At 41.4% G+C, this 19,276-nt stretch carries 31 protein-coding genes; all 31 read right to left on the reverse strand.

Features of this window, described 5'->3' with window-relative positions; translation table 11 throughout:
• Positions 1 to 28: 28 nt before the first annotated feature.
• The 31 genes from dnaK to rplD all read right to left on the reverse strand — a co-directional run bounded on the left by dnaK (position 29) and on the right by rplD (position 19,275).
• A complete protein-coding gene (gene dnaK / locus PQ461_RS17835) occupies positions 29 to 1,933 on the reverse strand; it encodes a molecular chaperone DnaK (RefSeq protein WP_274206895.1) in 1,905 nt (634 codons plus the stop codon).
• A gap of 177 nt (positions 1,934 to 2,110) precedes the next feature.
• Complete coding sequence (locus PQ461_RS17840) at positions 2,111 to 3,190, reverse strand: hypothetical protein (protein ID WP_274206896.1); 1,080 nt, start codon at positions 3,188 to 3,190, stop codon at positions 2,111 to 2,113.
• A 56-nt stretch (positions 3,191 to 3,246) separates the two neighbouring features.
• The gene (locus PQ461_RS17845; RefSeq protein ID WP_274206897.1) at positions 3,247 to 4,416 is read right to left on the reverse strand and encodes a helix-turn-helix domain-containing protein; all 1,170 of its coding nucleotides are present in this window, start codon (positions 4,414 to 4,416) and stop codon (positions 3,247 to 3,249) included.
• Positions 4,417 to 4,513: 97 nt separating this feature from the next.
• Positions 4,514 to 5,092 (reverse strand): 50S ribosomal protein L17, encoded by a 579-nt coding sequence (gene rplQ, locus PQ461_RS17850; RefSeq protein ID WP_274206898.1) that lies wholly within the window; start codon positions 5,090 to 5,092, stop codon positions 4,514 to 4,516.
• 152 nt (positions 5,093 to 5,244) lie between these two features.
• A complete protein-coding gene (locus PQ461_RS17855) occupies positions 5,245 to 6,237 on the reverse strand; it encodes a DNA-directed RNA polymerase subunit alpha (protein WP_337993477.1) in 993 nt (330 codons plus the stop codon).
• 161 nt (positions 6,238 to 6,398) lie between these two features.
• Positions 6,399 to 7,007 carry a 30S ribosomal protein S4 gene (gene rpsD, locus PQ461_RS17860; protein WP_274206900.1) on the reverse strand — a complete coding sequence of 203 codons (609 nt, stop codon included), beginning with the start codon at positions 7,005 to 7,007 and terminating at the stop codon, positions 6,399 to 6,401.
• 67 nt (positions 7,008 to 7,074) lie between these two features.
• A complete protein-coding gene (gene rpsK / locus PQ461_RS17865) occupies positions 7,075 to 7,464 on the reverse strand; it encodes a 30S ribosomal protein S11 (RefSeq protein WP_274206901.1) in 390 nt (129 codons plus the stop codon).
• Between the two features lie 141 nt (positions 7,465 to 7,605).
• On the reverse strand, positions 7,606 to 7,983 hold the full coding sequence (rpsM, locus tag PQ461_RS17870; protein ID WP_274206902.1) for a 30S ribosomal protein S13: 378 nt from the start codon (positions 7,981 to 7,983) through the stop codon (positions 7,606 to 7,608).
• 70 nt (positions 7,984 to 8,053) lie between these two features.
• Positions 8,054 to 8,170 (reverse strand): 50S ribosomal protein L36, encoded by a 117-nt coding sequence (gene rpmJ, locus PQ461_RS17875; RefSeq protein ID WP_074487407.1) that lies wholly within the window; start codon positions 8,168 to 8,170, stop codon positions 8,054 to 8,056.
• 8 nt (positions 8,171 to 8,178) lie between these two features.
• On the reverse strand, positions 8,179 to 8,397 hold the full coding sequence (gene infA, locus PQ461_RS17880; protein ID WP_074487406.1) for a translation initiation factor IF-1: 219 nt from the start codon (positions 8,395 to 8,397) through the stop codon (positions 8,179 to 8,181).
• A gap of 70 nt (positions 8,398 to 8,467) precedes the next feature.
• Positions 8,468 to 9,253: a type I methionyl aminopeptidase gene (gene map / locus PQ461_RS17885; RefSeq protein WP_274206903.1), complete on the reverse strand. Its 786-nt coding sequence runs from the start codon at positions 9,251 to 9,253 to the stop codon at positions 8,468 to 8,470.
• Positions 9,254 to 9,271: 18 nt separating this feature from the next.
• Entirely contained in the window at positions 9,272 to 10,627 is a 1,356-nt protein-coding gene (gene secY, locus PQ461_RS17890) for a preprotein translocase subunit SecY (RefSeq protein WP_274206904.1), read from the reverse strand.
• 6 nt (positions 10,628 to 10,633) lie between these two features.
• Positions 10,634 to 11,080 (reverse strand): 50S ribosomal protein L15, encoded by a 447-nt coding sequence (rplO, locus tag PQ461_RS17895; RefSeq protein ID WP_274206905.1) that lies wholly within the window; start codon positions 11,078 to 11,080, stop codon positions 10,634 to 10,636.
• Positions 11,081 to 11,084: 4 nt separating this feature from the next.
• Positions 11,085 to 11,264, reverse strand: a complete 180-nt coding sequence (gene rpmD, locus PQ461_RS17900) for a 50S ribosomal protein L30 (protein WP_274206906.1) — start codon at positions 11,262 to 11,264, stop codon at positions 11,085 to 11,087.
• Positions 11,265 to 11,269: 5 nt separating this feature from the next.
• Entirely contained in the window at positions 11,270 to 11,788 is a 519-nt protein-coding gene (gene rpsE / locus PQ461_RS17905) for a 30S ribosomal protein S5 (protein ID WP_274206907.1), read from the reverse strand.
• A gap of 13 nt (positions 11,789 to 11,801) precedes the next feature.
• A complete protein-coding gene (gene rplR / locus PQ461_RS17910; protein ID WP_274206908.1) occupies positions 11,802 to 12,152 on the reverse strand; it encodes a 50S ribosomal protein L18 in 351 nt (116 codons plus the stop codon).
• Between the two features lie 5 nt (positions 12,153 to 12,157).
• Positions 12,158 to 12,715: a 50S ribosomal protein L6 gene (rplF, locus tag PQ461_RS17915; RefSeq protein WP_274206909.1), complete on the reverse strand. Its 558-nt coding sequence runs from the start codon at positions 12,713 to 12,715 to the stop codon at positions 12,158 to 12,160.
• A gap of 27 nt (positions 12,716 to 12,742) precedes the next feature.
• On the reverse strand, positions 12,743 to 13,141 hold the full coding sequence (gene rpsH, locus PQ461_RS17920; RefSeq protein WP_274206910.1) for a 30S ribosomal protein S8: 399 nt from the start codon (positions 13,139 to 13,141) through the stop codon (positions 12,743 to 12,745).
• A gap of 143 nt (positions 13,142 to 13,284) precedes the next feature.
• Positions 13,285 to 13,554 carry a 30S ribosomal protein S14 gene (gene rpsN / locus PQ461_RS17925; RefSeq protein ID WP_274206911.1) on the reverse strand — a complete coding sequence of 90 codons (270 nt, stop codon included), beginning with the start codon at positions 13,552 to 13,554 and terminating at the stop codon, positions 13,285 to 13,287.
• Positions 13,547 to 14,116, reverse strand: coding sequence for a 50S ribosomal protein L5 (gene rplE / locus PQ461_RS17930; protein ID WP_274206912.1), 570 nt, complete (start codon positions 14,114 to 14,116; stop codon positions 13,547 to 13,549). The genes rpsN and rplE overlap by 8 nt, the downstream gene beginning before the upstream one ends.
• Positions 14,116 to 14,457: a 50S ribosomal protein L24 gene (rplX, locus tag PQ461_RS17935; protein WP_337993478.1), complete on the reverse strand. Its 342-nt coding sequence runs from the start codon at positions 14,455 to 14,457 to the stop codon at positions 14,116 to 14,118. The genes rplE and rplX overlap by 1 nt, the downstream gene beginning before the upstream one ends.
• Before the next feature lies 1 nt (position 14,458).
• Positions 14,459 to 14,827 (reverse strand): 50S ribosomal protein L14, encoded by a 369-nt coding sequence (rplN, locus tag PQ461_RS17940; protein ID WP_274206913.1) that lies wholly within the window; start codon positions 14,825 to 14,827, stop codon positions 14,459 to 14,461.
• 1 nt (position 14,828) lies between these two features.
• Positions 14,829 to 15,083 carry a 30S ribosomal protein S17 gene (rpsQ, locus tag PQ461_RS17945; protein ID WP_274206914.1) on the reverse strand — a complete coding sequence of 85 codons (255 nt, stop codon included), beginning with the start codon at positions 15,081 to 15,083 and terminating at the stop codon, positions 14,829 to 14,831.
• A 14-nt stretch (positions 15,084 to 15,097) separates the two neighbouring features.
• The gene (rpmC, locus tag PQ461_RS17950; protein WP_274206915.1) at positions 15,098 to 15,307 is read right to left on the reverse strand and encodes a 50S ribosomal protein L29; all 210 of its coding nucleotides are present in this window, start codon (positions 15,305 to 15,307) and stop codon (positions 15,098 to 15,100) included.
• Positions 15,308 to 15,396: 89 nt separating this feature from the next.
• Positions 15,397 to 15,819 (reverse strand): 50S ribosomal protein L16, encoded by a 423-nt coding sequence (gene rplP / locus PQ461_RS17955; protein WP_274206916.1) that lies wholly within the window; start codon positions 15,817 to 15,819, stop codon positions 15,397 to 15,399.
• 116 nt (positions 15,820 to 15,935) lie between these two features.
• Positions 15,936 to 16,814, reverse strand: coding sequence for a 30S ribosomal protein S3 (gene rpsC / locus PQ461_RS17960; protein ID WP_274206917.1), 879 nt, complete (start codon positions 16,812 to 16,814; stop codon positions 15,936 to 15,938).
• Positions 16,815 to 16,820: 6 nt separating this feature from the next.
• Positions 16,821 to 17,249, reverse strand: coding sequence for a 50S ribosomal protein L22 (gene rplV / locus PQ461_RS17965; protein WP_337993479.1), 429 nt, complete (start codon positions 17,247 to 17,249; stop codon positions 16,821 to 16,823).
• A 6-nt stretch (positions 17,250 to 17,255) separates the two neighbouring features.
• Positions 17,256 to 17,522, reverse strand: a complete 267-nt coding sequence (gene rpsS / locus PQ461_RS17970; RefSeq protein ID WP_076377419.1) for a 30S ribosomal protein S19 — start codon at positions 17,520 to 17,522, stop codon at positions 17,256 to 17,258.
• Positions 17,522 to 18,346, reverse strand: coding sequence for a 50S ribosomal protein L2 (gene rplB / locus PQ461_RS17975; protein ID WP_274206918.1), 825 nt, complete (start codon positions 18,344 to 18,346; stop codon positions 17,522 to 17,524). The genes rpsS and rplB overlap by 1 nt, the downstream gene beginning before the upstream one ends.
• A 6-nt stretch (positions 18,347 to 18,352) precedes the next feature.
• Entirely contained in the window at positions 18,353 to 18,643 is a 291-nt protein-coding gene (rplW, locus tag PQ461_RS17980; protein WP_274206919.1) for a 50S ribosomal protein L23, read from the reverse strand.
• A 2-nt stretch (positions 18,644 to 18,645) separates the two neighbouring features.
• Positions 18,646 to 19,275: a 50S ribosomal protein L4 gene (gene rplD / locus PQ461_RS17985; RefSeq protein WP_274206920.1), complete on the reverse strand. Its 630-nt coding sequence runs from the start codon at positions 19,273 to 19,275 to the stop codon at positions 18,646 to 18,648.
• Position 19,276: the final 1 nt, after the last annotated feature.

Genomic DNA, 19,276 nt, shown 5'->3' on the forward strand with positions numbered 1-19,276 from the left:
CAGGGCGTTTTACATATATATTGGGTTATTATTTTACTTCTTCGAAGTCAACATCAGTTACGGTGTCTGCTCCGTTTTGAGGCTCGCCGCCTTGTTGAGCGTCAGGGCCTGGTTGTGCTTGCTGACCATCGGCAGTTGCTTTGTACATCTCTTCAGATGCTGCAGCCCATGCGTTGTTAAGCTCGGTTTGTGCAGCTTCGATATCAGAGAAGTTTTTAGCAGCATAAGCATCTTTCAGTTTTTGCAATGATGATTCGATAGGTGCTTTTTTGTCAGCAGAAATCTTGTCACCATATTCTTTCAGTTGCTTTTCTGTCGAGAAGATCAAAGCATCAGCAGCGTTAAGTTTTTCAACTTCTTCTTTTGCTTTTTTATCTGCCTCAGCATTTGCTTCAGCTTCATCTTTCATCTTCTTGATCTCCGCATCAGTTAAGCCTGAAGAAGCTTCGATACGGATCTTTTGCTCTTTACCGGTTGCTTTATCTTTAGCAGATACGTGCAGGATACCATTAGCATCAATATCAAAAGTTACTTCGATCTGAGGTACACCACGTGGCGCTGGCGGAATGCTGTCCAGGTGGAAGCGGCCTAAAGTACGGTTCTGTGCAGCCATTGGGCGTTCACCTTGTAAAATATGGATCTCTACAGATGGCTGGTTGTCAGACGCAGTTGAGAACACTTCTGATTTTTTGCTTGGGATAGTAGTGTTAGCTTCGATCAGCTTGGTCATTACACCACCCATAGTTTCAATACCTAATGAAAGCGGGGTAACGTCTAACAGTAACACATCCTTAACTTCACCGGTTAATACACCACCTTGAATTGCAGCACCAATAGCCACAACCTCGTCAGGGTTTACACCTTTTGAAGGCGCTTTACCGAAGAATTTTTGTACTGCTTCCTGAATTGCAGGGATACGGGTTGAACCACCTACCAGGATGATCTCGTCGATATCTGATGTACTGTAACCTGCATTTTTAAGTGCGGTACGGCAAGGCTCAATAGTACGTTTAATCAAGCTGTCGGCTAATTGCTCAAATTTTGCACGGGTTAATGATTTAACCAAGTGCTTAGGCATACCGTCAGCAGCAGTAATATATGGCAGGTTGATCTCACTTTGAGTAGTGCTTGAAAGCTCGATTTTAGCTTTCTCAGCAGCTTCTTTCAAACGTTGTAAAGCCATAGGGTCTTTACGCAGATCAATACCTTCGTCGTTTTTAAATTCGTCTGCCAACCAGTCGATAATTACCTGGTCAAAGTCGTCACCACCTAAGTGCGTATCACCGTCAGTTGATTTTACTTCGAACACGCCATCGCCAAGTTCAAGCACTGACACGTCATGCGTACCACCACCGCAGTCAAATACCACAATTTTCATGTCTTTGTGGGCTTTGTCAAGGCCATAAGCCAGGGCAGCAGCGGTAGGTTCGTTAATGATACGTTTTACAGTTAAGCCTGCAATTTCGCCTGCTTCTTTAGTGGCCTGGCGTTGTGCATCATTAAAGTAAGCTGGTACGGTAATAACCGCTTCAGTAACTTCAGTTCCTAAGAAATCCTCAGCAGTTTTCTTCATTTTCTGAAGGATCATTGCAGAAATTTCTTGCGGAGTATATTTGCGGTCGCCGATCTCAACACGTGGTGTGTTGTTATCGCCTTTAACCACGTCATATGGTACGCGTTCAGCCTCTTTAGTAACCTCGTTAAACTGGTTACCCATGAAGCGTTTAATAGAGTAGATTGTTTTTTTAGGGTTAGTGATAGATTGGCGCTTAGCAGGGTCACCCACCTTACGTTCGCCGTTATCAACAAAAGCAACTACCGATGGGGTGGTGCGTTTACCCTCGCTGTTGGCAATAACTACAGGCTCGTTACCTTCCATTACAGCCACGCAGGAGTTTGTTGTTCCTAAGTCGATTCCAATGATTTTAGACATATGATTGATATTTTCCTTTATTATTAAATAAGTTCCTGCTCTTATTTAACAAGGGTTGTGCCAACTTAAAAATGGCAGAAAATAATTAACAGGAATGACATAAAGTGGGTTATATGTGTATAATAACATGCGTTTAGTCAGTACTAAATGAGATTACGGTGACAGGTTGACAGCATCCTACTGTTTTTGCATCTCTATCTTAAATACCTCTTTACCCATGTGACCGGAAAGAACTTTTGTTCCAGCCGCTTTGCCTGGCAGCAACTGTGCAGTCAGCGTATCATGCATGAACTCCGGCCAATGCCATATTACCTGGATCAGGTTATTGGATTTATTGTAAGTATAGTTCCCAATAAAACGGCGGCGGTAATCATTATAATCCATAACAAAGTCATTATCATCTTTATCAATATAAATCCGGGTTAAGACACTGTCGCGGGATGATTTGGGCCGGGGAACCAAAGCATTATTTAATTTAAGCAATTTTACCGTATAACTGCCTGTATACTCAGGATAAAATAATGGCATTCGGTTGATGATAACAAGCGCAAACGGAATGACCACTATCGAAGCTCGGGCAACCGCTTTAGCCCACTGGTTTTTAAATATGAACACAGGCAGCGTACCCGGCTCTGCAAAGAAAAATTGCGACAAGCGATCATACTCAAGCAGCAGTAAGTAAACGCATGCAAGCGTAAGTAAGATGGTATAAATGCTTACCACAGGCCCAAAATCATAATAATAGTTAAGCAGAATGATGTTCAGTAAAATTGGCAGTAAAAAAATGGTTCCGAACAAACGTGTGCGACGAAATACAATTAGCAAGCCTGCTGCCATTTGTAATATAGCAATGATAACGGTGTAACTATAGTGTTTGCCAAAGAAAGCCCACATCAGTGTCGAGCCTTCTATCTCATTAAACGGAAGATCGAGCATGCCCAACGGCACCCGGAACTGTGCATGAAAAATCTTACCCAAACCGATATCAAACATATCCAACCCGATAAAATAACGGATAAGCGCTTCCCAAAATGCAAATTGCCGTTTGTTGATATCGCATGTGTATTTTGAATTTTGCCGCCACCTGAAAGCATACAAGATGCTAAGCAGTAAAAATGCCACGCCCACTGTAATAAACAGAATGTTAGGAATAAATGCTAAATACCGGCGCGATATGCGAATTGTTACAATTGCGCCAATAATGCCGGCAACAACACATGCTAATTGATTTTTGAAAAAAGTGCTTTGATAACTCATATTGGATTTCAGTTTTATCCAATATTATGTATATGAACAGGGCTTGTCGTTCGGTATTATAAACCCGTACCGATTTGTTTTATAGTAAGCCGATCTGAAAGCGTAGCCGACTGTTTAATATACTGGCTTGGCGACAAGCCGGTTGCTTTTTTAAAAGCAGTATTAAAAGTGGTTTTAGAGTTAAAACCTGCATGATATGCAATGCCTAAAATATTAAGATGATTGTGTTTGCCAGACAGCATCAATTGTTTAGCCTCCTCTACCCGGTAGCCGTTTACGAACTGAAAAAAATTAACGCCGATCACCTCATTAAGCAGGTAAGACAGGTCATGTATAGAAAGGTCCATTGCTTGTGCTAACTGCGGAAGGTTTAGTTCGTTATCGAGATAGAACTTTTCGATCTGCATTAGTTGCTGCAGGCGTAACTTTAATTGCAACGCTTCCTCTGAAGTAAACCGGGTCTTAACGGTCCGGCTATTTTCATTCACTTCTTCAATAACCAATTGTATCCCCTCAATATCGGCGCTTACGAAAGGATAAATCTCTTTTTGGGCAAGCGAATAGTAGATAATCAGCAAACTACCCGACAAATAAACCATCGGTGATAATAGTGGATGTACATAAATATGTAATGCCACATTGATAACGAATAGTATCACCATGGCGCCAATTGCATACATCATGTATTTTAACCAGTCGAGGCTTACAGGTTCAATATTTGAATTAATATGGCGAATATTTTTTTGATGACGATAAAGTATTAACAATGACAGAGCCCAATAGGCCAACAACTGAAACCGAGCGGTTAACCCGAAGAATGTAGCAACAAGTACGCCCATGCTGTGCGTTAACAACCAACTGTGCGTGCCTGGCAATAATATAGTGGGGGCCATATAAAGTACAAACAAGGCAAATGGCAAAAAACGCCATAGCTGCTTTACCTTAAAACTATTTCCTGGCGTGGTGAATTGTAAAACCGCAAGATATAATGCAGGTGCCATTGCAAACCTTGTCATCTCACTGGCGCCTATTAAGCGGTAATGGCGCTCATGCCAGCCTGCTAAGAACAACATTTCATTCAACGCCATGCCGGCAACAGCCACATAAAATATACTAAGCCATCTATTCCCAATCACATTTACTTTCAGCGGATTAAAAAAAGCAATAAAAGCCTGCAGGAAGAAGGTTACGCAGATAATACCGCAAATGACAGCTTGGATAGGCATTTTATACAGATAAGCTTAAAGCTAATCAAATCATTTTAAAAAATAAAAGCCCCGCTCAAAACTGAGCGGGGCTTTTAACAGTATCGCGTAATTACAATTACTCGCCTTTTTCTGCCTGATCTTCTTTGTTAGAAACCTCGTCAGCAGCTGGTGTTTCAGTTGCAGGAGTTTCTTCAGCAGGGTTTTCAGCAACAACTGCTTCATCAGCAGGCGTTACCTCAGCAGTTGCAGCTTCAGCAGTTTTGCCTTTGCCAGCACCACCACGACGACGGGTAGCTTTCTTAGCAGGAGCAGCAGCAGTATCTTTACCGTAAACGGTATTGTAATCTACTAATTCGATAAGTGCCATTTCGGCGTTGTCACCTAAACGGTTTTCTAATTTGATGATACGGGTGTAACCACCTGGGCGGTTAGCAACTTTTTCAGCAATCTCGCGGAACAATACAGTTACAGCATCTTTGCTTTGCAGGTAGCTGAATACGGTACGGCGTGAGTGTGTAGTATCGTTTTTAGCTTTTGTGATGATCGGCTCAACATAAACGCGTAAAGCTTTTGCTTTTGCTAACGTTGTAGTAATACGTTTGTGTTCGATCAAAGAAGAAGCCATGTTAGCAAGCATTGCCTTGCGGTGGCTGTCGGTACGACCTAAGTGGTTGTGTTTTTTACCGTGTCTCATTTTGTTTGTTGTTGTGGCACGTGCATACCGTTGGGCGGCGTTACCGTCAAGCCCTCGGAATTACGCTGTTGTTTGTAAATAGAACCAAGAGTCAGGAATCAAGATTCAAGATGTCCTGTTTCTTGTCTCTTGGCTCTTGGTTCGTTATAAAATTATTCCTCGTCCAGTTTGTATTTAGCCAGGTTCATACCAAAAGACAAGCCTTTTGATTTAACCAGATCCTGAATCTCTGTTAATGATTTTTTACCGAAGTTTCTGAATTTTAACATATCAGCAACATCGTAAGAAACCAGATCAGCCAAGCTGCGGATATCAGCTGCTTTTAAGCAGTTAAGCGCACGCACTGAAAGGTCAAGATCAACCAGTTCGGTTTTAAGGATCTTGCGCATGTGCAGGATTTCCTCATCAACTTCTTTGGTTTCTTCTTTAGCCTGAGCCTCAAGCATCATGTTTTCGTCTGAGAACAACATGAAGTGCTGGATAAGGATCTTAGCCGCTTCTTTCAATGCATTTTCAGGGTGGATAGAACCATCAGTAACAATATCCAGAACTAATTTTTCATAGTCCGTTTTTTGTTCTACACGATAGTTTTCAATGGTATACTTTACATTCTTTATCGGAGTGTAAATAGAGTCGATGGCGATAACGCCAACCATTGCATCCGGGTTTTTATTTTCTTCACTTGCAACGTAACCACGGCCTTTGTTAACAGTAAGCTCAACTTCAAGCGTTACTGATGAGTCCATGTTACAAAGAACAAGCTCAGGGTTTAATACGGTAAAGTTGTTTGAAAACTTGGTGATGTCACCAGCTTTAAAAGTATCCTGACCATTGATGATGACAAATATTTTCTCAGAATCACCAGAATTTCCGGTTTTTTTGAAACGAACTTGTTTCAGGTTCAGGATAATTTCGGTAACGTCTTCAACAACGCCTTTGATGGTTGAAAACTCATGCGTTACTCCTGAAATACGTACAGAAGTGATAGCATAACCCTCCAGTGATGAAAGTAAGATACGACGTAAAGCATTACCAATGGTAACACCGAAACCTGGCTCTAACGGACGGAATTCAAAAGTACCATCAAAGTCAGTTGACTTCTGCATGATTACCTTGTCTGGTTTTTGAAATGCTAAAATTGCCATTTATATCCTTTTGATTTTTGTTTGTTAATTAGACTTGAGATGTGAGATATGAGATTTGAGATTATAATCTGAAATCGGAAGTACCCACATCATTTTTGAATTTATTTAAAATGCAAAATCTGCGACTAAAGTCTCAGATCTCACATCTCAATTCTCATATCTTATTTAGAGTACAACTCGACGATCAGATTCTCTTTGATGTTCTCTGGAATCTCATCACGGTTAGGGTAGTTTAACAACTTACCAGAAAGGTTAGCTGCATCCCACTCAAACCAGTTGTATTTGTTAACACGACGGCCGGCAACTGAATTGCTGATTGCTTCAAGTGATTTTGATTTCTCACGTACTGCAACAACATCACCTGCTTTTAAAGTATAAGAAGCAATGTTTACAATTTCGCCATTAACGGTAATGTGTTTGTGACCAACCAGCTGACGTGCGCCAGAACGGGTTGGAGCAATACCTAAACGATAAACTACGTTATCTAAACGAGCTTCTAATAATTGAAGCAAGTTTGTACCGGTTATACCTTCGCGAGATGAAGCGCGGTGGAACAGGTTTTCGAACTGACGTTCTAACACACCGTAAGTATATTTAACTTTTTGTTTCTCCTGAAGCTGTACTGCGTACTCAGATTGTTTGCCTCTGCGTTTAGAAACGCCGTGCATGCCTGGAGGGTAGTTCTTTTTCTCTAACACTTTATCCGGACCGAAAATCGGTTCACGGAACTTACGTGCAATTTTGCTTTTTGGGCCTGTATATCTTGCCATTGTTTGTGTGTTTTAAAGTATCAGGCAGCCCGCAGCTGCCGAATCTTAGCTTTAAAAAATATATTAATTAAACTCTTCTGCGTTTTGAAGGACGGCAACCGTTGTGCGGAAGCGGTGTGATATCTTTAATGGTAGTAACCTCGATACCTGTAGTTTGCAGGGTACGGATAGCTGACTCACGACCAGCGCCCGGGCCTTTAACAAACACCTCAACTTTACGTAAGCCTAAATCATAAGCTACTTTACCGCAATCGGCAGCAGCTTGTGAAGCAGCGTAAGGAGTATTCTTTTTAGAACCTTTGAAACCCATTTTACCAGCTGATGACCATGAAATAGCCTGACCGGTTGAGTTAGTAAGGGTAATAATGATGTTGTTAAAAGTAGCGTTAACATGCGCCTGACCAACAGGCTCAACAATTACGATACGTTTTTTGGTTACTTTTTTAGCTTTAGCCATTTTACTTTAAGGTTTGAGATCCGAGATTTGAGTTGTGAGACCTACCGCTCAGTTCAAATACTGCAAATCCTATTTTTTTAAATCCATTAAATGCGAGTGTGTGAGAAAATCACCTATCTCACATCTAACATCTGTTACTTATTATTTAGTAGCTTTTTTCTTGTTAGCAACTGTTTTACGTTTACCTTTACGGGTACGTGAGTTGTTCTTAGTACGCTGACCACGCAGAGGTAAACCTTTACGGTGACGTGTACCACGGTAACAACCAATATCCATCAAACGCTTAATGTTCAGTTGTACTTCAGAGCGAAGAGCACCTTCAACTTTGATCTGATCATTAATAATACCGCGAATTGCAGCTAATTGCTCATCGGTCCATTCTTGTACTTTAGTATCATAAGAAATACCAGCCTGGTCTAAAATGCTTTGCGCAGTTGAACGGCCAATTCCGTAGATGTAAGTAAGTCCGATCTCTCCTCTTTTATTTCTTGGTAAATCAATACCTGATATCCTTGCCATATTTTTAAATTTTTTTTTAGTGAATTACCGAACGGCGGCTACCGTTGTACGGATAATTCCAATATTTTAATTATCCCTGACGTTGTTTGTACTTAGGGTTCTTTTTGTTGATCACGTAAAGTTTTCCGTTACGACGGATGATCTTGCAATCAGCGCTACGCTTTTTGATGGATGCTCTAACTTTCATCTCTTTAATTATTTATATCTGTAGGTTATTCTGCCTTTGGTTAAATCGTACGGGCTCATTTCAAGTTTCACCCTGTCGCCAGGTAAGATCTTGATATAGTGCATACGCATTTTACCCGATATGTGTGCAATTATCTCATGGCCATTCTCCAGTTCAACCCTAAACATTGCATTGGACAATGCCTCTTTAATTGTACCGTCTTGCTCAATCGATGATTGTTTCGCCATATTTTATTGATAATTACTTATTTATCCGCTCCCAAAGCGGGATGCAAAATTATAAAAAAAATTTGATATTTTAATTTTTTCTTTCTAAAACTTCCTCAACGTATGAAAAAGTAGAAAGAATGTCTGGCTGGCCCTTTTTAATGGCTACAGTGTGTTCATAATGTGCTGATGGCTTTCCGTCAACTGTCGAAACAGTCCACCCATCATTCCAAAACTTAACGCCTGCTTTACCAGCATTTATCATTGGCTCAATAGCGATCACCATACCTTCTTCCAGCTTTGTACCAGCTCCGCGCTTACCGTAGTTAGGCACTTCAGGTTTCTCATGCAGCTGTAAGCCAACACCGTGGCCTACCAATTCTTTAACAACGCCATAACCATGCTTTTCGGCATGTTGCTGTACTGCAAAACCTATGTCACCTACACGCATGCCGGTAACCGCTTTCTCTACGCCAAGTTTTAAACACTCCTGCGTAACACGCATCAGTTGTTTAACTTCGTCGCTTACTTCTCCCACTGCAAAGGTATAGGCCGAATCGCCAATGTATTTATTCAGGATAACACCACAATCAACAGATATCAGGTCGCCATCCTTTAATTCTTTTTCTCCCGGGAAACCATGTACCACCTGGTCGTTAGGCGATATGCATAACGAGTAAGGGAAACCATGATAGTTCAGGAAAGCCGGAACGCCGCCATTATCGCGGATAAATTCTTCGGCAAGCTTGTTTAAAGCTATAGTTTTAACACCCGGAGCAATAACCTTAGCTACCTCTCCGAGTGTTTTAGATACTAATAAAGCACTTGCTCTGATGAGCTCAATCTCTTCCGCACTTTTATAATGGATCTTTGCCATGTATAAATCTCTTGCTCCTTATATAGCCGGAGGCGTTGTACCTGCAGCTGTTGGAATAGCAGTACGGCCTTTAATCCTGCCGGTTTTCATTAAACCGTCATAGTGGCGCATTAATAAGTGGCTTTCTACTTGTTGTAAGGTATCAAGCACAACACCAACTAAGATGATTAATGAGGTACCACCAAAGAACCTTGCAAACTGGCTGTTTACATGTGCCAGGTTTGCTATTGCCGGGATGATAGCGATTGCCGCTAAGAAAATTGAACCCGGTAAGGTAATCTTAGAAATTACATCGTCAATAAAATTAACCGTTGCATCGCCTGGTTTAACACCCGGAATGAAACCACCGTTCTTCTTCATATCATCCGACATTTGTTTCGGATTTACAGTAATTGCTGTATAGAAGTAAGTGAACAGGATGATCAGTATGGCAAATACCAGGTTGTGTAACCATGATGTATAGTTAGACAATAATATCAATACCGTACTTGATGCCATTTTAGGGAAAAACGAAGCAATTGTAGTTGGGATAAACATCAATGCCTGGGCAAAGATGATCGGCATTACACCTGCAGCATTTACCTTTAACGGGATGTACTGACGTACACCGCCATATTGCTTGTTACCAACAATACGTTTGGCATATTGCACCGCAATTTTACGGGTACCCTGCACAATCATAATGGTAAACATGACCACTAAGATCAGTGCAACCATCTCTACGATGAAGATCAATAAACCGCCGCTGTTGGTGTCAGTTACACGTGAGCTGAACTCCGTTACCAGAGCTGATGGCAACTGGGCAATGATACCCACCATAATGATCAATGAAATACCGTTACCGATACCTTTATCAGTAATTTTTTCACCTAACCACATTACAAATAATGTACCTGCAGTTAAAACGAAGATCGATATGATATTAAACATAGTTTGGCCTAATACCGGGCTGATCGCATCCGGAGTAACCTGCGTACGCACATACCCAATGGCTTGTGCAGCAGTGATCAGGATAGTCAGGTATCGGGTCCATTGGTTAATCTTGTTGCGGCCACTTTCACCTTCCTTTTGCAGTTTGGTAAAATATGGCACAGCAATACCTAATAGCTGCACCACGATAGATGCAGAAATATATGGCATTACACCCAGTGCAAAAATAGACGCACGTGAAAACGAACCGCCGGCAAACATGTTTAATAAGCCTAACAGACCTTCTTTAGCGCGTTGCGAATTTAATGAGGCTGGATCTACACCCGGCAGCACGATAAACGAACCGACACGGTATATTAAAAGAAATAAGAGTGTGTTGATAATACGCACTCTTAAATCTTCGATTTTCCAGATATTAGATAATGTGGTGAAAAACCTTTTCATTGAAAATTATAACTTAACGATGGAACCACCGGCTGCTTCAATTGCTTTTTGTGCAGTAGCCGAGAAAGCATGAGCTTTAACATCAAGCTTAGCTTTTACCTCGCCACGACCTAATACTTTGATCAGGTCATTTTTAGATGCCAGGCCGTGTTCTCTGAACGTATCAAAATCGATAGTGGTTAATGAGAACTTCTCAGCCAATTGCTGTAAAGCATCTAAGTTAATGCCTACATACTCTACACGGTTAGGGTTTTTAAAACCAACCTTTGGTAAGCGGCGTTGTAATGGCATCTGGCCACCCTCGAAACCTACCTTAGTAGATGTACCAGAGCGTGAACCGGCACCTTTATGACCACGTGTAGAAGTACCGCCTTTACCTGAGCCGGTACCACGGCCAATTCTTTTGCTATCTTTTACAGAACCTTTTGCAGGTTTCAGATTACTTAAATTCATGATCTTAAATTGTTTCAACTGCTACCAAATGATTAACTGCGCGAACCATACCGATGATAGCCGGAGTAGCTTCAACTTCTACGCTATGGTTGATCTTTTTCAAACCTAAAGCAGTAATGGTTCTTTTCTGGCGTTCGTTTCTGTCGATAACGCTTTTAATCTGTGTTATTTTGATCTTAGCCATGTTGATTATCCGTTAAATACTTTACCTAAGTTAACACCGCGGTGTTGTGCTACGGTATAAGCATCGCGCAGTTGCGCTAAAGCAGATACAGTTGCTTTTACCACGTTGTGTGGGTTTGATGATCCTTTTGATTTTGCCAATACGTTGTGGATACCAGCACTCTCTAATACAGCACGCATTGCACCACCGGCAATTACACCGGTACCGTTAGCAGCAGGTTTCACGAAAACGAACCCACCTGAAAACTTACCATATTGTTCGTGAGGTACAGTACCGTTGATGATAGGCACTTTAACCAGGTTCTTTTTAGCATCGTCGATACCTTTGGCAATAGCCTCGGTAACCTCTTTTGCTTTACCTAAACCGTAACCAACAACACCGTTCTCATCGCCTACAACCACAATGGCTGAGAAGCTGAAGGTACGGCCACCTTTGGTTACTTTGGCAACACGTTGTATGCTAACCAGGCGATCTTTTAATTCGATCTCGCTGGTTTTTACTCTTTTAACATTTATTGTTGACATTTCTTTGCTTCAATTAAAATTTTAAACCGCCTTCACGTGCACCATCAGCCAATGACTTAATGCGGCCGTGATACAAGTAACCATTTCTGTCAAACACTACCTGAGTGATACCGGCAGCGATTGCTTTTTGGGCTACTAATTTACCCACAGCTGCTGACTGCTCTGATTTGGTACCTGTAGCAGAAAAATCTTTAGACAAAGATGATGCTGATACTAATGTTTTACCGTTAACATCGTCGATGATCTGAGCATAAATTCCTTTATTGCTTCTGAATACAGATAAGCGAGGACGTTCTGTAGAACCTGAAAGACTTTTTCTGATTCCTTTTTTAATTCTGTCTCTTCTTGATAATTTACCTGCCATGACGATTATTTTTTAGATGCTGATTTACCTGCTTTTCTTCTCAATACTTCACCAACAAACTTGATACCTTTACCTTTGTAAGGCTCTGGAGCACGCAGTGAGCGGATTTTAGCAGCTACCTGACCGATCAATTGTTTGTCAATTGATTCAAGGATGATAGTAGGGTTTTTACCCTTTTCAGCAGTGGTTGTAACTTTAATTTCTTTTGGTAATTCAAACACGTAGTGGTGAGAGTAACCTAACACCAAATCAAGTGTATTACCAGTATTGGTTGCACGGTAACCTACACCTACAAGTTCTTGCTCGATCTTGTAGCCGGTTGTAACACCAGTTACCATGTTAAATAACAAAGCGCGGTATAAACCGTGTAATGCTTTATGGCGCTTTTGTTCTGACGGACGGGTAACCAACAGGGTACCGTCTTGCTGCTCAACTTTGATATCGCTATCTAAAGCCTGGTGCAGCTCACCTTTAGGTCCTTTTACAGTAACAACGTTATCGTTAGATACGGTTACAGTAACACCCGAAGGGATTGTTATAGGTGCTTTTCCTACTCTTGACATTTCTTAATTCCTCCTGTGTGTTGTTGATTAATAAACGTAGCACAATACTTCGCCACCTACATTCTGAGCGCGTGCCTCTTTATCGGTCATAACGCCTTTTGAAGTAGAAAGGATAGCGATACCTAAACCATTTAATACGCGTGGCATGTTAGTAGTGCCTGCATATTTTCTCAAACCTGGTTTGCTGATACGCGATAATGTGCGGATAGCAGGAATTTTAGTTACAGGGTGGTATTTTAAAGCAACTTTGATAATGCCTTGCGGGCCGTTGTCTTCAAATTTGTAGTTTGCAATGTAACCTTTGTCGAAAAGCACTTTAGTGATTTCCTTCTTCAGATTTGATGCAGGAATTTCAACAACCCTGTGGTTGGCTTTAATAGCATTCCTTACTCGTGTAAGATAATCTGCGATTGGATCTGTATTCATCTATTTTTAAAATATGATAGTGGTTTCCTTCCGGGCCTATCCCGGACGACCTTCTATCGGTTAAGTTTTGTTATTTGAGCATAAAGCGAAAAGCCTAAAGCTAAAAAGCGTTGAGCTTTAAACTTTCGGCTTTCAGCTTAATATTACCAGCTTGCTTTTTTAACCCCTGGTATTTTACCAGCTAAGGCCATTTCACGGAAAGTTACACGTGAAATACCAAATTGGCGCATATAACCACGTGGACGGCCGGTTAATTTGCAACGGTTGTGCAATTTTACCGGAGATGCAGCTTTAGGTAATTTATCTAAAGCAACATAATCGCCAGCGGCTTTAAGGGCTGCTCTTTTATCAGCGTATTTAGCTACTAACTTAGCGCGTTTTACTTCACGTGCTTTTACACCTTCTTTAGCCATTTTGTTGTGGATTTTGATTTTTAAATGGTAAACCAAATTGTTTAAGCAGTTCTAACGCTTCAACGTCATTAGTTGCCGAAGTTACAAAGGTAATATCCATACCCATGATCTTGTTGATCTTGTCGATATTTATTTCAGGGAAGATGATTTGCTCAGTGATACCTAAAGTATAGTTACCACGGCCATCAAAACCTTTATCATTAATACCTTTGAAATCGCGGATACGAGGTAAAGCTACGGCGATCAAACGGTCTAAGAACTCATACATGGTGTTATCACGTAAAGTTACACGTACGCCTACAGGCATGTTTTTACGTAATTTGAAGTTTGAGATATCTTTTTTAGAACGTGAAGATACTGCTTGCTGACCGGTGATGGTGGTTAACTCATTGATAGCAACCTCGATCAGTTTTTTATCAGTGGTAGCACCGCCAACACCCTGGTTGATAGCGATTTTTTCAAGCTTTGGAACCTGCATTACTGACTTGTACTGAAATTTATCTTTCAGTGCAGTACGGATTTCCTCTTTATATTTCGATTTTAATCTTGGTACGTAGGCCATTACTTAATTTCCTCCCCTGATTTTTTAGCAAATCTAACTAATTTACCTTCGCTGTTCTTTTTACGACCAACTTTGGTAGTCTCGCCTGTTTTTGGATCAACCAATGCCAGGTTAGAGATATGGATAGAAGCTTCCTGTTTAATGATACCACCATTAGGGTTGGCAGCGTTTGGCTTAGTGTGTTTTGACACCATGTTAACGCCTTCTACCACGGCACGGTTAGTAGCCAGGATAACTTCAGTTACTTTACCTTGTGAACCTTTTGAGTCACCGGCAATTACCTTTACTGTATCACCTTTGCGGATTTTCAGTTTTGGCTGTGCGTTTTTCTTTCTTTCCATGTTACAATACCTCCGGTGCTAATGATACAATCTTCATAAATTGTTTTTCACGCAGCTCTCTTGCAACAGGGCCGAAGATACGTGTACCACGCGGCTCGTCCTGGTTATTTAATAACACAGCTGCATTGTCGTCGAAACGGATATATGAACCATCTTTACGGCGAATTTCCTTTTTGGTTCTTACCACTACGGCTTTAGAAACGCTACCTTTTTTTACGTTACCTGATGGCAGCGCACTTTTAACGGTAACAACAACTTTATCTCCGATAGAGGCATATCTTTTACCTGTACCACCTAAAACACGGATCACTAAAACTTCTTTAGCGCCACTGTTATCGGCTACATTCAATCTTGATTCCTGTTGTACCATCTTATTTAGCCCTTTCTAAAATTTGAACTAATCTCCAGTTTTTACTTTTGCTCATCGGACGAGTTTCCATAATCAATACGGTATCGCCAATACCACAGGTATTTGCTTCGTCATGAGCCATAAATTTGGTAGTCTTCTTTACGAATTTACCGTAGATAGGGTGTTTTACTTTCCTTTCTACTGCAACAACGATAGATTTATCCATCTTGTTGCTCACTACCAAACCGGTACGTGTTTTTCTTAAATTTCTTTCCATTTTTCAGACGCTGGTTATTTATTTTCAGAAGCTGACGCCGCTTTGCGCTTGGTTAATTCTGTAGTTAAACGAGCAACATCCTTACGTACTTTAGTAATGCGTGAAGGATTCTCAATAGCTGAAACCGCATGAGCAAATTTCAATTTATTAAGATTGTTCTTTTCCTCGTTAATCTTTGCAACCAACTCTTCTGTTGACAGCTCTAAAATTTCTGAGTTTTTCATTTTCTTGTTTGTTCTAATGTTGAAAGGTTGTAATGTTTAAATGTTGTTGTAACGGTTCAACATCCAACTTTTCCAACCTAAACTAATTGTTATGCTTCTGCGTAATCTCTGCGTACAACAAATTTTGTTTGTACGGGCAGTTTTTGAGCTGCCAAACGCAAAGCTTCTTTGGCAATTTCCAGTGGCACACCTTCTGCTTCGAAAATGATTCTTCCAGGGCGTACAACTGCTACCCAGTATTCAGGAGCACCTTTACCTTTACCCATACGTACCTCTGCTGGTTTTTTGGTTACAGGCTTGTCTGGGAAAATCCTGATCCAAACCTGGCCTTCACGTTTCATATAACGTGTTACAGCGATACGTGCAGCCTCGATCTGACGGCTGGTGATCCATGCCGGCTCGAGTGATTTTATACCGAAAGATCCGAATGAAAGTTCAGCACCACGGGTGGCTAAACCTTTCATTCTGCCTTTTTGCATCTTTCTGAACTTCGTTCTTTTTGGCTGTAGCATTACTTTAAGCTTTTATTCGTGTTTAAACGATGTTTGTTTGTTGTTAGTGATCGGTTGTCTGTTATCAGTTATTCCTGACATCCGGCAACTGAAAACTCACAACGCATCAAACTTTATTATCTGTTACCACCCGGACGGTTGCCACCCTGACGGTTTTGGCCGCCCGGACGATTGTTGCCACCACCACGTTGGTTGTTACCGCCTCTGCGGTCATTATTACCACCTCTTCTGTCACCACCACCACTGTTGCGACGGTCGCCACCGCGATCATTTCTTTCGCCACGTGCGCCAAATGAAGCTGCGCCCTCTGGACGGCCACCTTTACCGCTGGCACTGCTTGCAGCACCAATGTTTGGAGAAAGATCACGTTTGCCATAAACCTCGCCTTTGCAGATCCATACCTTAACACCTATTTTACCATAAGTAGTTAAAGCCTCTGCCAGTGCATAGTCAATATCAGCGCGGAAGGTATGTAACGGAATCCTTCCCTCTTTATATTGTTCGGTACGTGCCATCTCAGCACCGCCTAAACGGCCGCTGGTCATCACTTTAATCCCTTCAGCACCCATTCTCATGGTTGAAGCTATTGCAGTTTTCATGGCGCGACGGAAAGAGATACGTGCTTCTAATTGCTTAGCGATACCTTCAGCAACCAGTTGCGCGTCAAGCTCAGGACGTTTGATCTCGAAGATGTTGATCTGAACATCTTTTTTAGTAAGCTTTTTAAGCTCTTCTTTGATCTTATCAACTTCCTGGCCGCCTTTACCGATAACGATACCCGGACGGGCAGTATGTATAGTAACTGTAATACGTTTTAAAGTACGCTCGATAACTACTTTTGATACGCCGCCTTTAGCGATACGTACTGATAAGTATTTGCGGATTTTTTCGTCCTCAACTAATTTGTCGGAGTAGTTGTCGCCACCGAACCAGTTAGAATCCCAACCTCTGATGATTCCTAATCTGTTACCTATTGGATGTGCTTTTTGTCCCATTTCAAATTAATTGTTAGCGTTTTTACTATCCACAATAAGTGTTACGTGGTTTGAGCGTTTACGGATACGGTAACCGCGGCCTTGTGGAGCCGGGCGAAGTCTTTTTAACTGACGGCCACCGCCTACAGAAACTTCTTTAACAAATAAACCGCTTTCTTCAACACGTTTGCCTTCGTTTTTAGCTTCCCAGTTTTTAATTGCAGAAAGTAATAACTTTTCTACACGGATAGCCGCTTCCTTATTTGTATATTTTAATATATATAACGCTTTTTCAACGTTCTCACCGCGAATCAGATCAACTACCAGGCGCATTTTGCGTGGTGATGTTGGGCAGTTTTGCAGTTTGGCAACAGAAGCTCCTCCTTGCTGAGCTTTCTCTTGCTCTTTTTGCTGTCTGATTAGGACAGATCTTTTGATTTTATTTGTTGCTTCCATTGCCTATTATTTTTTCTTTTCTGCGTGACCGCGGAATGTACGTGTTGGGGCAAACTCTCCCAGCTTGTGACCAACCATGTTTTCTGTTACGTACACAGGGATAAATTTGTTACCGTTGTGTACTGCGAATGTGTGACCAACGAAGTCAGGAGAAATCATGGAACGGCGTGACCATGTTTTTACTACCGACTTTTTGCTTGATTCATTCAAGGTCAGAACTTTTCTTTCCAGGTTATGATCAATATAAGGTCCTTTTTTAATTGAACGTGCCATTATTTCTTCCTTCTTTCAATGATGTAACGATCCGATGTTTTCTTTTTGTCGCGGGTTTTGTAGCCTTTAGCTAATAAACCTTTACGTGAGCGTGGGTGACCACCTGAAGAACGGCCTTCACCACCACCCATAGGGTGATCGACAGGGTTCATTGCTACACCACGTACTCTTGGACGACGACCGATCCAACGTTTACGGCCTGCTTTACCTAATACCTCATTTGCTTTCTCAGCATTTGAAACTGTACCGATGGTAGCAAGGCAGGTAGCCAGGATCATACGGGTTTCACCAGAAGGCAATTTAATGATGGCATATTTACCATCACGGGCAGATAGCTGCGCATAAGTACCTGCAGAGCGTGCAATTGTGCCACCCTGACCAGGATTAAGTTCAATGTTATGGATGATCGAACCCAGCGGGATGCTCTTTAATGGTAAAGTGTTACCAACTTCAGGAGCAACTGCATCGCCAGAAAGTACAGTTTGTCCAACTGTCAATCCTTCCGGAGCGATCATATAACGTTTCTCGCCGTCAGCATAAACTAACAGGGCGATACGTGCTGAACGGTTTGGATCGTACTCGATAGTCGCAACAGTAGCGGGGATGTCAAACTTGTTACGTTTAAAGTCGATCAATCGGTATGATTTCTTGTGTCCCCCACCGATATAACGCATGGTCATTTTACCGGTATTGTTACGACCGCCTGATTTTTTGTGCGCTACAACAAGTGACTTCTCAGGCACATTGGTTGTAACGTCCGAGTAATCGGCACCTACTCTGAAGCGGGTACCCGGCGTAACCGGTTTAAATCTTTTAACTGCCATCTCTTTTTATATTGTGCTATAAAAATCTATTGTTTCACCGTCTTTCAACGTAATAACCGCTTTTTTGTAAGTAGCTGCACGGCCAGTTACCGAGCCAGCTTTAGTGTTACGGGTTTTTAGTTTTCCGACATATTTCATGGTGTTTACCGCTGTAACGTTTACACCATACATGTTTTCAATCGCTGCTTTGATCTGAATCTTGTTAGCTCTGTGATCAACTTTGAAAACATAACGATTAAGTTTCTCAGTTAATTGAGATACTTTTTCAGTAAGTAAAGGTTTCTTTAAAATTTCCATAATTACTTAGCGAAAGCTTCCTCCAAAGTTTTAACAGCACCTGTAGTTAAGATCAGTTTGCCTGCGTTTAACACATCATAAGTGTTTAACTGGTCGGCAGTAATAACCTTAGCTTTTTTCAGATTTCTGCTTGATAAATAAACATTGTTATTTGCTGCAGGCAATACCAGTAAAGTTTTCTCGTCAGTGAATTTTAAGTCGCTAACTAACTTTACATAGTTTTTAGTTTTAACAGTATCGAAGTTGAAGTCTTCTAAAACTACGATATTGCTATCCTGAGCTTTGTAAGTTAAGGCTGATTTACGTGCTAATTGCTTAAGCTTTTTGTTTAGCTTGAAGCTATAGTCGCGAGGCTGAGGACCGAATACACGGCCACCACCATTAAATAATGGTGATTTGATGCTACCTGCGCGTGCACCACCAGTACCTTTTTGTTTATGTAACTTGCGGGTTGAACCAGCAATTTCATTACGTTGTTTTGCTTTGTGAGTACCCTGACGCTGATTAGCCAGATATTGCTTCACATCCAGGTAAATAGCGTGATCGTTGGGCTCGATACCGAATACCGAATCAGGAAGCTGCACCTTGGCACCTGTTTGCTGACCTGATACATTTAATACATTAACTTCCATC

It is taken from the genome of Mucilaginibacter sp. KACC 22063 (assembly GCF_028736115.1).
Classification (GTDB): Bacteria; Bacteroidota; Bacteroidia; order Sphingobacteriales; family Sphingobacteriaceae; genus Mucilaginibacter.